8 protein-coding genes are annotated in these 13,411 nt (G+C 72.3%); 1 reads left to right on the top strand and 7 read right to left on the bottom strand.

Going from position 1 to position 13,411, the window contains the following annotated elements; genetic code table 11:
* Positions 1-108: 108 nt before the first annotated feature.
* Positions 109-2,304, bottom strand: coding sequence for an ATP-dependent DNA helicase UvrD2 (locus OG936_RS23475; protein WP_406497224.1), 2,196 nt, complete (start codon positions 2,302-2,304; stop codon positions 109-111).
* Between the two features lie 248 nt (positions 2,305-2,552).
* On the opposite strand from OG936_RS23475, the gene OG936_RS23470 reads away from it, so the two are divergent.
* Positions 2,553-2,807: a mycoredoxin gene (locus OG936_RS23470; RefSeq protein WP_406497222.1), complete on the top strand. Its 255-nt coding sequence runs from the start codon at positions 2,553-2,555 to the stop codon at positions 2,805-2,807.
* A gap of 114 nt (positions 2,808-2,921) precedes the next feature.
* On the opposite strand, the gene nudC is transcribed toward OG936_RS23470, so the two are convergent.
* The 6 genes from nudC to OG936_RS23440 all read right to left on the bottom strand — a co-directional run bounded on the left by nudC (position 2,922) and on the right by OG936_RS23440 (position 13,246).
* Positions 2,922-3,869: an NAD(+) diphosphatase gene (gene nudC / locus OG936_RS23465; protein WP_383755604.1), complete on the bottom strand. Its 948-nt coding sequence runs from the start codon at positions 3,867-3,869 to the stop codon at positions 2,922-2,924.
* A gap of 44 nt (positions 3,870-3,913) precedes the next feature.
* Complete coding sequence (locus OG936_RS23460; protein WP_406497220.1) at positions 3,914-5,308, bottom strand: dipeptidase; 1,395 nt, start codon at positions 5,306-5,308, stop codon at positions 3,914-3,916.
* Positions 5,309-5,318: 10 nt separating this feature from the next.
* Complete coding sequence (locus OG936_RS23455; RefSeq protein ID WP_406497218.1) at positions 5,319-8,858, bottom strand: UvrD-helicase domain-containing protein; 3,540 nt, start codon at positions 8,856-8,858, stop codon at positions 5,319-5,321.
* 61 nt (positions 8,859-8,919) lie between these two features.
* Positions 8,920-12,420 (bottom strand): ATP-dependent helicase, encoded by a 3,501-nt coding sequence (locus tag OG936_RS23450; protein WP_406497217.1) that lies wholly within the window; start codon positions 12,418-12,420, stop codon positions 8,920-8,922.
* Between the two features lie 168 nt (positions 12,421-12,588).
* Positions 12,589-12,828 (bottom strand): hypothetical protein, encoded by a 240-nt coding sequence (locus OG936_RS23445; RefSeq protein ID WP_406497215.1) that lies wholly within the window; start codon positions 12,826-12,828, stop codon positions 12,589-12,591.
* Positions 12,815-13,246, bottom strand: a complete 432-nt coding sequence (locus OG936_RS23440; protein WP_406497213.1) for an MGMT family protein — start codon at positions 13,244-13,246, stop codon at positions 12,815-12,817. The genes OG936_RS23445 and OG936_RS23440 overlap by 14 nt, the downstream gene beginning before the upstream one ends.
* Positions 13,247-13,411 lie beyond the last annotated feature (165 nt).

Raw genomic sequence — 13,411 nt, 5'->3', positions numbered from 1 at the left:
GATAAGTACAGCACAGGGCCAGGGCTTCAGAGAAGTCGCTGTTCCCGTGGTTAAGAACCTATGGTGATGACTGGGGCGGGCGCAAACTATTTTTTCGACGAGTTTTTCTCACACCTCGTCAACGGCGTCCCCGGCCCCTTCCTCCACCGTCTCACCTGCGCACATGGCAAGTACCGCGGTCCCGAACCGGTCCAGCTTCCGCGCGCCGACCCCGGAGATCCCGGCCAGTTCGCCCGCGCTGCCCGGCACCGCCTCCGCGATCGCCATCAGTGTCTTGTCCGTGAAGACGCAGTACGCGGGCTGACCGATCTCCTTCGCCCGGACCGCCCGCCAGTCGCGCAGCCGCTCGTACAGCGCCTCGTCCATGTCGGAGGGGCAGTCGTCGCAACGCATCAGCTTCATCTCGCCCGCGTCGGTGAGGGTTTTGCCGCAGACCCGGCACCGGGCAGGGCCGCGCGTGCCGCGCCTGGCGATCCGTCCGATGCCCCGCTCGATCCCGCCGCCGCCACCCGCCGCGGCACGCGCGCCGAGGGCCACCGAGCCGGGGCGCAGTCCGTTCAGGAACCGGCTCGGACGGCGTCCGGCGCGGCCGCCGGGTGAGCGGGACAGCGACCACGACAGCGAGAGGTGCAGGCGCGCCCGGGTGACACCGACGTACAGCAGACGACGCTCCTCCTCGATCTGCTCGTCGGTCTTGGCGTAGGTGATCGGCATCATGCCCTCGGTCAGACCGACCAGGAACACGGCGTCCCACTCCAGGCCCTTCGCGGAGTGCAGCGAGGCGAGCGTGACTCCCTGGACGGTGGGGGCGTGCTGGGCGGCGGCCCGCTCGTCGAGTTCCGCCACCAGGTCGGAGAGTGTCGCGCCCGGCTTGGCCTGTTCGAAGTCCTCGGCGAGCCGGACCAGGGCGGCCAGGGATTCCCAGCGGTCGCGCACCGCGCCGGAGCCCGCGGGCGGTTCCGTGGTCCATCCCTTGGTGGAGAGCACCGCGCGCACTTCCGCCGACAGCCCCTCCGCGTCGTCGAGCAGGGAGTCGTTGCCCCCCGCGCGGGCCGCGCCGCGCAGGGCGACGCCCGCCTCCCGTACCTCTGCCCGTTCGAAGAAGCGCTCGGCGCCGCGCAGCTGGTACGGAACGCCCGCGTCGGCCAGGGCCTGCTCGTAGACCTCGGACTGGGAGTTGACCCGGTAGAGCACGGCGATCTCGCCGGCCGGGACGCCCGCGGCGATCAGATCGCGGATGCGGCGGGCGGTGCCCTCTGCCTCCGCGGGCTCGTCCGCGTACTCCGTATAGGCGGGCTCGGGGCCGGGCTCGCGCTGCGAGACCAGTTCGAGCCGGTGCTCGGCGGCACGGCCGCGGGCCTGGCCGAGCAGCCCGTTGGCCAGATGGACGACCTGGGGGGTGGAGCGGTAGTCCCGGACCAGCTTCACCACCGTCGCATTGGGGTGGCGGGTGCGGAAATTCAGCAGGTGGTCGGGGGTGGCCCCGGTGAAGGAGTAGATCGTCTGGCTGGCGTCGCCGACGACGCACAGGGTGTCGCGGTCTCCGAGCCAGAGATCGAGCAGCCGCTGCTGGAGCGGACTGACGTCCTGGTACTCGTCGACGACGAAGTGCTGGTACTGGCGGCGGACGTGGTCGGCGATGTCATGGCGGTCCTGGAGGATGGCGACGGTGAGAAGCAGCACGTCCTCGAAGTCGATCACCGAGCGGTCGCGCTTCAGCTGCTCGTACATCGCATAGATCTGGGAGATCTCCGCCGGGTCGCGCGGGGCGTCGCGCTGGGTCTTGGCGACCACGGCCGGGTAGTCGGCGGGCACGGTCTGGGTGACCTTGGACCACTCGATCTCGCTGGTGACATCGCGCAGCTCGTTGCGGTCGAGGCGGATGCGGCAGCGGGCCGCGGCCTCGGCGACCAGCTGGACCTTGCGCTCCACCAGCCTCGGCAGGTCACCACCGACCGCTTTCGGCCAGAAGTACTGGAGCTGGCGCAGGGCGGCGGAGTGGAACGTCCGCGCCTGCACCCCGCCCGCGCCGAGCTGGCGCAGCCGTCCCCGCATCTCGCCCGCGGCCCGGTTGGTGAAGGTGACGGCGAGCACGCTCGTCGGCTGGAGTATTCCGGCGCGCACCCCGTAGGCGATGCGATGCGTGATCGCGCGCGTCTTGCCCGTACCGGCTCCGGCCAGCACACACACCGGGCCGTGCAGGGCCGTGGCGACCTCGCGCTGCTCGGGGTCCAGGCCGTCGAGCACGGCGTCGGCCGACTCGGGGACCTGCGGGAAGAGGGAGGAATGCGTTGCTGCTGTCACCCCGCCATGCTGCCAGGTCGGAAGAGGCCGGTGCGAAGGTTGTCCACAGGGGGGGCCGCATCTGTCGTACTAATGCGAGGTGGCGGCCCGCTACGGGGTGGCGGCCTGCCGCCCGATACGGGGGTGGTCGCGGGAATGGTGGTTGCCTCACGTACGTTCCCCTTCCGTGCGGTGACGCACTTTCCAGCTTCTCCGCATGACGGATGAGACGGATGAGACAGACTGACGAGCCAGAGGAGCGCGAAGACATGCTGGGCACTGTGACGATGTACAGCACCACGTGGTGCGGCTACTGCCGTCGGCTCAAGGGCCAGATGGACCGCGAGGGCATCGCGTACAACGAGATCAACATCGAGCAGGACCCGGAGTCCGCGGCCTTCGTCGAGAAGGCCAACGGGGGCAACCAGACCGTTCCCACCGTCCTGGTGGTCGGCTCCACCGGTGTCGAGGCCGTCATGACGAACCCGTCCCTGGCCCAGGTGAAGCAGGCACTCGCCGTCTGATCCGGCAGCTCCCGCAGTGCGGGAACGCGGTACGCGGACGCCGTACGTGAACGCCCTCTCCGGTGCTCGACCGGAGAGGGCGTTTCGCGTGAGCCGTGAGCCGTATGCCGTACGTCAGCCGACCGTGCCCGGCTTCGGGAGCGGCTTGCCGTACCAGAGCTCGATCAGGCGGGCCGCGATCGAGATGCCGAACGGCGGCATGACCTCGCCCGACTCGAAGGCCGCCGTCAGGTCCTCGCGGGAGAACCAGCGGGCCTCCTCGATCTCCTCGCCGTCCACGTCGATCTCCGACGAGGTCGCGCGTGCCATGAAACCGAGCATCAGGCTGGACGGGAACGGCCAGGGCTGGCTGGCGATGTACTCGACCTCGCCAACGGTGATGCCCGCCTCCTCGAAGACCTCGCGGGCCACGGACTGCTCGATCGACTCCCCCGGCTCGACGAAGCCCGCGAGTGTCGAGAAGCGGCCCTCGGGCCAGTGCACCTGGCGGCCCAGCAGCGCGCGGTCCTGGTCGTCCGTCACCAGCATGATGACCGCCGGGTCGGTACGCGGGTAGTGCTCGGCACCGCAGGCCGGGCAGCGGCGGATGTGGCCGGCCGCCGCGATGACCGTGCGTTCGCCGCAGCGCGAGCAGAAGCGGTGCAGCCGCTGCCAGTTCTCCAGAGCCACCGCGTGCACCATCAGGCCGGCGTCGCGGGGGCCGAGCAGCAGCCCGGCCTCGCGCAGGCCGGCCGGACGGGCCGGCTGGTCCATGCGGCCGGGCAGGGAGTCCTTCTGGAGCGCGAAGTAGCTGATGCCGTCCTCGTCCGTGCCGAGGAAGTAGCGGTGGGTCTCGGTGACCGGGGCCTCGAAGGCCGGGGTCATGACGATCTCCGTACCGCCGTCGGCCGTGTCGTCGATCAGCACCTGCCCGCCGGAGACGACGAACACACGGGTGGTCGGGTGGCTCCACGCGGCGGACAGCCAGGCCTCGTCGAGGCGGTGGTGCGCCGCCCGGTCGATGCCGCTGGGCGCCGTGAGACCGATGGGCCGGTCTGTGGCGGCGTTGTCGAAGGTGCTCACAGGTGCTTCCTACTCCCCCGGGATGGATCGGGTGTTCAGAGGATTCAGCGGAGTGCGGCGGCCAGTTCACCCCAGAGGTGGGCCGCTGTCTCCACGCCCTTGAACAGAAGGCCGATTTCGACCTTCTCGTTGGGCGCGTGCCAGCCGTCGGACGGTACGGAGATGCCCAGGAAGAGGACGGGTGCGCCGAGCACGTCCTGCAGGTCGGCGGCGGGCCCCGAGCCTCCTTCGCGGGTGAAGAGGATCTTCTGGCCGAAGGCCCGTCCCATGGCGCGGGCCACGGCCTGCAGGGCGGGGTGGTCCAGCGGCGTCAGACAGGGACGGGTGGCGGGCGCGAAGGTGATCCGGTGCCGGACACCGGCCGGGACCTGCGCCTCGGCCCAGGCCCGGACGGCCTGTTGGACGTGGTCGGGGTCCTGGCCCGCAACCAGCCGGAAGCTGATCTTCACCAGGGCGGAGGACGGGATGATCGTCTTGCTGCCGGCGCCCTGGTATCCGCCGCCGATGCCGTTGACCTCGGCGGTGGGGCGGGCCCAGATGCGTTCCAGCGTGGAGTAGCCGGCCTCGCCCGACGCCGCTCGGGACTTGGCGGTACGCAGCCAGGTCGCCTCGTCGAAGGGCAGTTCGGCGAAGAGCGCGCGCTCGGTGTCGGTGAGTTCCGTCACGCCGTCGTAGAACGCGGGGATCGCGACCCTGCCGTCCGCGTCGTGCAGTGCGGCGACGAGCCGGGCCACGGCCGTTGCCGGGTTGGGGACCGCACCGCCGAACGATCCGGAGTGTATGTCCTGTTCGGGGCCGTACAGCTCGATCTCGCACTCGGCGAGGCCGCGCATGCCCGTGCAGACCGTGGGAGTCGTCTCGTCCCACATGCCGGTGTCGGAGACGATCACGGCATCGGCGGTGAGCCGGGCGGACCGCTCCTCGACCAGGGCGCGGAAGTTCGGGGAGCCGGACTCCTCCTCACCCTCGATCAGCAGCTTGAGGTTGACGGCGGGGGCGGTCCGGCCGGTGGCGGCGAGGTGGGCCCGGACGCCGAGGGTGTGGAAGAACACCTGCCCCTTGTCGTCCGCGGCGCCCCGTCCGTACATGCGGCCGTCGCGGATCACCGGCTCGAACGGGTCGGTGTCCCAGCCGTCCTCGCGGGCGGCGGGCTGCACGTCGTGGTGCCCGTAGACGAGGACGGTCGGGGCGTCCGGGGCGTCGGACGGCCACTCGGCGAAAACCGCGGGAGCGCCGGGCGTCTCCCAGATCTCGGTGACCGGGAAACCGGTCTCCTTGAGCTTGGCGGACAGCCACTCGGCGCTGCGTCGTACGTCCCCGTCGTGGACCGGCTGGGCAGATACGGACGGGATGCGCAGCCAGTCGGCGAGGTCGTCGAGGAAGGCTGCACGGTGCTGTTCGGTGTACGTACGGACGGCGCTGTCCGGGGTCTCGCTCATGTGGTTGAGCCTATCGGCCTGCGGAGGGTGGCTCGTCCAGCAGGAGCCGCTCCAGCTCCGCCCGGCCCGGGAGGCGGGTGGGGTGGACGGCCTCTCCGCTGCGTACGTACAGGAACGTGGCCGTGACGGCGGTGAGCGGCAGGTCGTGCAGCTCGGCCCAGGCCAGGCGGTACACGGCCAGCTGGAGGGGGTCGGCGGTGTTGGTGCGGGTGGTCTTCCAGTCGACGATCTCGTACGTGTCCCCGGTGCGGTACACCGCGTCGATCCGGCCCCGGATCACCCGGCCGGCCAGCGTGATCTGGAACGGCGTCTCCACGCGGTACGGGGTGCGGCGGGCGTACGGGGTGCGCTCGAAGGCCTCCTTTAGTGCGGCGAGGTCGCGCTCGTCGGCGATCTCGGCGTCGTTCTCGTCGCCGCCGGGCAGCTCGTCCGGCCCGAGCATGGGCAGCGGCAGCTCCTCGAAGCGGGACTCCACCCAGGCGTGGAAACGGGTTCCCCTTCGGGCCGCGGCCTGCGGGGGGCGCGGCATCGGGCGGGCCAGCTCCTGGGCGAAGCCGTCGGGGTTGTCGGCGAGACGCAGCAGCTGGGTGGCGGAGAGCGAGGCGGGTACGAGGACGTCGCGCACGGTGGCGCGGGCGCGGCGCAGTTCGCCGGTGAGGGCGTCGAGGTCACGGTCCCAGGAGGCGAGCGTGCGGGATTCCTCCGGGGTGAGGGTGCGCTGCCCGGCGGGCTCGGGAGTGCGGGCCGCGGGGACCTGGGGCGTGGGAGCGGGGGAAGCGGGGGTGTGGGGCGCGGGAACGTGGGGAGGGGAGGCGGGAGCCGGGGACTGCGGGGGTTCCGTCGACAGGGCGTCCCAGTCGTCGGGCTCGCCGGGGAACGCCTCGTCGTCGGGGAACAGATCGTCGTCGTACGGGGTGTCTTCAAGGGCGTCGTACGGGTCCGGGGCGTCGGGCAGCGCACCGCCCGTCGCGGCCAGGGCAGCCAGATGCGCCATCACCGTGTCCGCGGCGGCCCGGCGGCGGGTCAGCGCGGTGTCGTCCAGGGGAAGCGGCCACGCGTGGTCGGCCTCCCTCTCGGCGAGCGCCGGGTTCTTCTCGTCCTCGGCCGGTTCGTCCGCCCATGCCTCGATCTCGCCGTGTCCGGCCACGCAGTGCTCGTACAGCGCGTGCAGGAAGCCGGACGGGCCCCGCGGCTTCTTCTGGCTCGGGCCCCACCAGTGGCCTGATCCGAGCAGCAGGGTGCGGGGCCGGGTGAAGGTGACGTATCCGAGGCGGAGCTCCTCGGTGTGCTGGTGCTCCTTCATCTCCTCCTTGAAGCCCTTGAGCCCCTTGGCGTCCCAGGAGTGGAGGACGGGGAGGGTGGCCGTGTCCCCGCGCAGGGCGTGCGGGAGGACCTTGGACTGGGAGGTCCAGGCGTCGCGGGACTGGCTGCTCGGGAACTGGCCGGTGACCAGGCCGGGCACCGCGACGACATCCCATTCCAAGCCCTTGGACTTGTGCGCGGTGAGGACCTTGACGGTGTTCTCGCCGCCGGGCAGTGCGTTGTCCAGGCCCTTCTCGTACTGGACGGCGGTCCGCAGGAAGCCCAGGAAGGCGAGAAGGGTGGCCTCGCCTTCGACGGCGGCGAAGCGGGCGGCCACGTCGAGGAAGTTGGCGAGGGTCTCACGGCGGCGGGCGGCCAGGGCGTGCGGTGACGCGGAGAGCTCGACCTCCAGGCCGGTGGTGGCGAGGACGCGGTGCAGCACGTCCATCAGGGGGTCGGCCAGTGAGCGGCGCAGGTCGCGCAGTTCGGCAGCCAGGCGGGCGAAGCGGATGCGGGCCTCGGTGGAGAACGGAAGCCCGTCGTCCACACCGCCGCCCGATTCGAGGAAGGTGTCCAGCGCGTCGGCGAGCGAGATCACTTCGGCCGGGTCGACACCCTCGACGGCCTCGGCGAGGCGGCGGTCGGGGTCGGCGTCGTCGCCGTCGCCGTCGGCCGCACGGTGGACGAGGAGGCGGGCACGGCGGCCGAGAAGCGCCAGGTCGCGGGGGCCGATCCGCCAGCGGGGGCCGGTGAGCAGCCGGACCAGGGAGGCGTTGGCACCGGGGTCCTGAAGGACCTCGCAGACCGCGACGAGGTCGGCGACCTCGGGCAGGTGCAGCAGCCCGGACAGGCCGACGACCTCGACCGGGACGTCACGGGCCACCAGCGCCGCCTGGATCTCCGGGAAGTCGCCCGCGGTGCGGCACAGGACGGCGATCTCGCCGGGCGCCTTGCCGGTCGTGACGAGGTGGGCGATCGAGTCGGCCAGCCAGTCGATCTCTTCGGTGTGGGTACGCAGCAGGGCGCAGCGGACGATGCCGTCGCGCTCGGCACCCGGGGCGGGGCGCAGGGCTTCGACGCCCTCGTGCATGGCGCGCAGGGGTGCCGCGAGGCCATTGGCGAGGTGGAGGAGCCGGCCGCCGCTGCGGCGGTTCTCGCTGAGGGAGTAGCGGGTGGCGGGGGTGCCGTCGGCGTGCGGGAAGTGGAGCGGGAAGTCGTCGAGGTTGGCCACGGAGGCACCGCGCCAGCCGTAGATCGCCTGACAGGGGTCGCCGACGGCGGTGACGGCGTGCCCGGTCACCGCCGCACCTTCGGGACCACCGCCTTCGGGGACTCCGCCTGCCGGACCGCCGTCTTCCGGACCGCGGCCTTCCGGACCGCGGCCGAAGAGGGCGGAGAGCAGCAGGCGCTGGGCGACCGAGGTGTCCTGGTACTCGTCGAGCAGCACGACGCGGAACTCGTCGCGCAGGATCGCGCCGACCTCCGGGCGGGTGAGGGCCAGTTCGGCGGAGAGCGCGATCTGGTCGCCGAAGTCGAGGAGGTCGCGGCTCTTCTTGGCCTCGCGGTAGCGGCGGGTCAGTTGCAGCAGTTCTCGGCGGGCCTGCGCCGTCTCGGGGATCTTGCGCAGCTCGGCGTTGGTGAGCCGGGCCGATTCGAGCGTACGGAGCAGGTCGGTGTCGTACTCCGCGAGCTGTTCGGGGCGTACGAGATGTTCGGCCAGCTCGGCGTCGAGGGCCAGCAGATCGCTGACCAGCGTGGGGAACGACCTGGTCAGGGCCGGGTAAGGGCCGGGCGCCTCGCGCAGTACGCGGGCGGCGAGCTGGTAACGGGTGGCGTCGGCGAGGAGGCGGGTGGTGGGTTCGAGGCCGATGCGCAGTCCGTGCTCGGTGAGCAGCCGGCCGGCGAAGGCGTGGTACGTGGAGATGCTGGGCTCGCCCGGAGGATTGTCCGGGTCGATGGCGTCCGGATCGGTGACCCCGGCCGCGACCAGGGCCTTGCGGACGCGCTCGGCGAGCTCGCCCGCCGCCTTGTTGGTGAAGGTGAGTCCGAGGACCTGCTCGGGGGCCACCTGCCCCGTCCCCACCAGCCACACCACGCGCGCCGCCATCACCGTGGTCTTCCCCGACCCGGCTCCGGCCACGATCACCTGCGGGGCGGGCGGCGCTGTGATGCAGGCCGTCTGCTCCGGGGTGAACGGGATCCCGAGGAGCTCCTTCAGCTGCTCGGGATCAGTGATAGGTGAGGACACCCGACCGAGGCTAACCGGACGCACTGACAACGTGCGGTCCGCCGGGGAGTCCGTACCCGGCTCACTCCAGGATGTGCCGGCCCTCCGGCTGCGCGCTGCACGAGGCTCGGAAGGCACAGTGCGTGCAGTGCTGGCCGGTCGTGGGCGTGAACCGTTCGTCCAGGACCCGTCCGGCGGCCGTGGCCAGCAGGTCGGGGACCCACTCACCGGAGAGAGGCTCCTGGGCCTGCACCTTGGGAAGGGCGTCGCCGCCCTCCTTCTTGGGGGCGGGCTGGCGCAGCTGTACGAGTTCGGCGCCGCCGGGCACGGGGCGCCGCCCGTCGAAGATCTCGTCGACCGCTCCTTCCCGTACGGCCAGCTGGTACACGGCGAGCTGGGGGTGGCGGGTGACCTCGTCCTTGGTCGGGGACTGTTTGCCGGTCTTGAAGTCGACGACGTACGCCCGGCCGTCGGCGTCCTGTTCGACGCGGTCCATGGAGCCCCGGATGCGTACTTCGTACTCCCCCGCCTCCAGCGTCACGTCGAAGTCGTGCTCACTGGCGGCGGGGGTGCGCCCGGCGCGGTCCATGACGTGCCAGCGCAGGAAGCGTTCGAGGGCGGCCCTGGCCTGTTCCTTCTCCTGCTGGGACTTCCAGGGGGCGTCGAAGACGAGGCCGTCCCAGACCGAGTCGAGCCGCTCCATCAGGACGGCCAGATCGGCGGGGGTGCGCCCGGATGCCACCTCGTCGGCCAGGACGTGGACGACGTTGCCGAAGCCCTGGGCGGCCGTCGCCGGGGCGTCCGCCTTCACTTCACGGCCGAGGAACCACTGGAGCGCGCAGGTGTTGGCGAGCTGGTCCAGCGCGCTGCCGGACAGGGCCACGGGCTGGTCGCGGTCGCGGAGCGGGACGGTGGAGCGGGTCGGCTCGTACAGGCCCCACCAGCGGTAGGGGTGGGCCGCGGGTACGAGCGGCTGACCCTCGTCGTCGGTGAGCGCGGCGAGGCGGGCGAGGCGGTGGGCGGCCTCCTCGCGCAGGGCGTCGGAGGCGTCGGGGTCGACAGTGGTGGCGCGGAGTTCGGCGACGAGCGCGGCGACGGCAAGGGGGCGGCGCGGCCGGCCGGTGACGTCGCGCGGTTCGACGCCGAGCTCGGTGAGGAAGCGGGACGGCTGATCGCCGTCGTCGGCGGGTGCCTTGACCGCGGTGACGACGAGACGTTCGCGGGCCCGGGTCGCCGCGACGTAGAAGAGGCGGCGTTCCTCGGCGAGGAGGGCCCCGGGGGTGAGCGGTTCGGCCAGCCCGTCGCGGCCGATCCGGTCCGCTTCGAGCAGCGAACCGCGGCGGCGCAGGTCCGGCCAGAGTCCCTCCTGCACGCCCGCGACGACGACGAGGCGCCATTCCAGACCCTTGGAGCGGTGCGCGGTCATCAGCCGTACGGCCTCGGGGCGCACCGCACGCCTGGACAGGGTGTCGGCGGCGATGTCCTGGGCGTCGACCTCCTCCAGGAAGTTGAGCGCACCCCGTCCGCCGGTACGTTCCTCGGCTCGGGCCGCCGTGTCGAAGAGCGCGCAGACGGCGTCGAGGTCGCGGTCGGCGTTGCGGCCGCCCGCGCCCCCGCGCAGTGCGGCACGCTCCAGCCGCCCCGGCCAAGGGGTGCCGGCCCACAGCTCCCACAGAGCCTCCTCCGCGGTGCCGCCGCCTTCGAGGAGCTCGCGCGCCTTGCGCAGGAGCGCACCGAGGCGCTGGGCGCCGCGGGCGTACGCCGGATCGTGCGTGACGAGCCGTTCGGGCTCGGCGAGCGCGCGCGCCAACAGGTCGCCGGAGGGCGCCGGTACGCGATTCCCGGCGGCGCGCTCCTCGTCGCGCAGGGCCCGGCCGAGCCGGCGCAGGTCGGCCGCGTCCATGGAGCCGAGAGGGGAGGTGAGGAGGGTCAGGGCGGTCTCGGTGTCGAGCCAGAAGGGCGCTTCGAGGGCGGGTGGTTCCTCAGTGGGCCTGCCGGATTCCCGGTCGGGACCGATGTCGGGACGGAGGTCGGGACCGAGGTCGGGACCGAGGTCGGGACCGAGGTCGGGTTCCCGGTCGACATCGACGTCGGGAAGCCGGTCGGATTCCTGGTCGGGTTTCCGGTCGGGAACGGGAGCCTCCGCGCCCGGCACACTCCGTCGCAGGGCCGCTGTGGCGACTGCGCGGAGGGCGGTCAGGAGCGGGGCCACCGCCGGTTCGTGCCGCAGGGGGAGGTCGTCGCCGTCGACCTCCAGGGGGACACCCGCCGACGTCAGTGCCCGGCGCACGGAGGGGATCACGCGGCCTCCGGCCCGTACCAGCACCGCCATCTCATGCCACGGAACGCCGTCCTCCAGATGCGCCCGGCGCAGCAGATCGGCGATGTTGTCCAGCTCGACCGAGGCGGTCGGATAGGTGTACGCCTCCACGCTGCCGCCCTCGCGGACCGAGGCGAGCTCCCGGTGGGCGCGGACCTTCGCCGAGGGCAGCCGGGTCAGCGGCATCCGGCGGGTGAGCAGCCGGGTGGCGGCCAGCAGCTGTCCGCCGGAACGGCGCGAGGTGGTGAGGACGCCGACCGGGGCCGGGGCACCGTCCGCCCGCCGGAACATGTCCGGGAAGTCGAGGATGCCGTTCACATCCGCGCCCCGGAACGCGTAGATCGACTGATCCGGGTCACCGAAGGCGATCAGCTCCCGGCCGCCCCCGGCGCCCGGAGCGCTCCCCCGGTTGCCGGCCAGCGCACGCAGCAGCCGTACCTGCGCCGGGTCCGTATCCTGGTACTCGTCCACGAACACCGCGTCGTACCGCCCGGCCAGCAGCTCCGACACCTCGGGGCGCTCCGCGAGCAGGACGGCCCGGTGCACCAGCTCCGCGTAGTCCAGCACCCCCTGCGCGTCCAGCACATCCAGGTACTCGGCGAGGAATGCGGCGGCGGCGCCCCAGTCCGGCCGGCCGGTGCGGCGGGCGAAGTCGGCCAGCGCGTCCGGGCCCAGGCCCAGCTCGCGGCTGCGGGCGAGCACCGCCCGTACCTCGTCGGCGAAGCCGCGCGTGGTCAGGCAGGCCCGCAATTCGTCGGGCCAGCGGATGTGCGGGAAGCCGTCCCGTTCCAGTTCGAGCTGGCCGGCGAGCAGCTCGCGGACGGTGACGTCCTGCTCCGGCCCGGAGAGCAGCCGCGTCGGTTCGGCGAAGAGGTCGGCGTCCTGATGGGCGCGGACCAGTGCGTAACAGAAGGAGTGGAACGTGGTGGCCTGCGGACCGCGGGCGGCACCGAGCCGGGCGGCCAGCCGGTCGCGCAGCTCCACGGCGGCCTTGCGGCTGAAGGTGAGGACCAGGATGCGGGCCGGGTCGGTGCCCGAGATCACACGTGTGGCGACCGCCTCGACGAGCGTGGTCGTCTTGCCGGTGCCGGGTCCGGCGAGCACCAGAAGCGGGCCGCCGGGGTGGTCAACCACCGCGCGTTGCGCCGCGTCCAGGAGAGGGAGGTCCACGGAGCCCGGCGGGGTGCGCACCAGTCGGTACGCGCCCGCGGTCCGCTGCCGTGCCTGACGGTGCGGGCTGTGCCGGGTGGAGGAGGTGCTCACGTGGGTCGCCGGTCCTGGTGGGTGTGCTGGGTGTTCGTGTCGGGGGTACTGGATGTACGTGGGTCGTGCGTGCGTGCACGGGGGCTTTTCCGTGCGTGTACTGGGTGTACCGGTGATGAGAGTGCGGTACGTGCTGCGAACTGACGACGCTACGCCAGCGGGGGCGCGCTACGGGGCGAGTCCGCTGCGTACCTCGTCACGTTCGGGGTCACGGATGTCGCAGGCGTCACAGATATCGCAGATGTCACAGGCGTCGCAGGCGCCGCGCGCCTCGCGGGTGCAACACATCTCACAGGCGCCACGCGTCTCGCGGGTGTCGTCGCCCAACGCGTCGTGTTCCACATCACCCGCCAGGCCTGGCACCGCCCATGGGGCACCCGAATGGCCGAAGCTGTCAGATGTGAGCACCTCCGCCCCTGTCCTTGTCCGCGTCGGCGTCCGCGACCGCGCGACCGGTGACGCCGTCCCACCGCGCCCGCTTCATGTCGAGGCGCGGCACATGGCCCTCCGCGCTGCTCGACGCCTCGCGCAGCGGGGTGCTCTCCTCGCGGTAGTGGTCCAGCGCCCGCAGTTCGTGGCCGGACAGCAGCGCCCCGTCGGCGCGCACCACACGCCACCACGGCACCGCGGCCCCATACAGCGCCATGACCCGGCCGACCTGGCGCGGGCCGCCGTCGCCGAGCCACTCGGCGACATCTCCGTACGTCATGACACGGCCGGGCGGGATCAGCTCGGCGACATCGAGGACCCGCTCCGCGTACTCCGGCAACTCATCGTCCGCCCGGTCGCCGTTCGTCCCGTTGCCACTCGTCCGGTGTTGGCTCATCCGACCCATCCTGCCGTACACCACCGACAGCCCGGCCCGGTCCGCGGGCGCCCGTTCATGGGGCGTGCGTGCGGAAGCAAAGGAGCGTATGTTGCGCTTCGCGTGTCCGCACAGTGCACCCTGATGCCCTCCTCTGTCGCCGGGCCGTGCCACCATCGTGCAGGC

Origin of the sequence: Streptomyces sp. NBC_00846 (assembly GCF_045207325.1) — a bacterium.
Lineage (GTDB): Bacteria > Actinomycetota > Actinomycetes > Streptomycetales > Streptomycetaceae > Streptomyces.
This window is presented reverse-complemented; position numbering and strand designations above follow the sequence as displayed.

Excerpts from the sequence above, each read along its gene's own strand:
- OG936_RS23440 (WP_406497213.1), bottom strand. The coding sequence starts at position 13,246 with ATGAGCCAACACCGGACGAGTGGCAACGGGACGAACGGCGACCGGGCG.
- OG936_RS23460 (WP_406497220.1), bottom strand. The coding sequence starts at position 5,308 with ATGAGCGAGACCCCGGACAGCGCCGTCCGTACGTACACCGAACAGCAC.
- OG936_RS23470 (WP_406497222.1), top strand. The coding sequence starts at position 2,553 with ATGCTGGGCACTGTGACGATGTACAGCACCACGTGGTGCGGCTACTGC.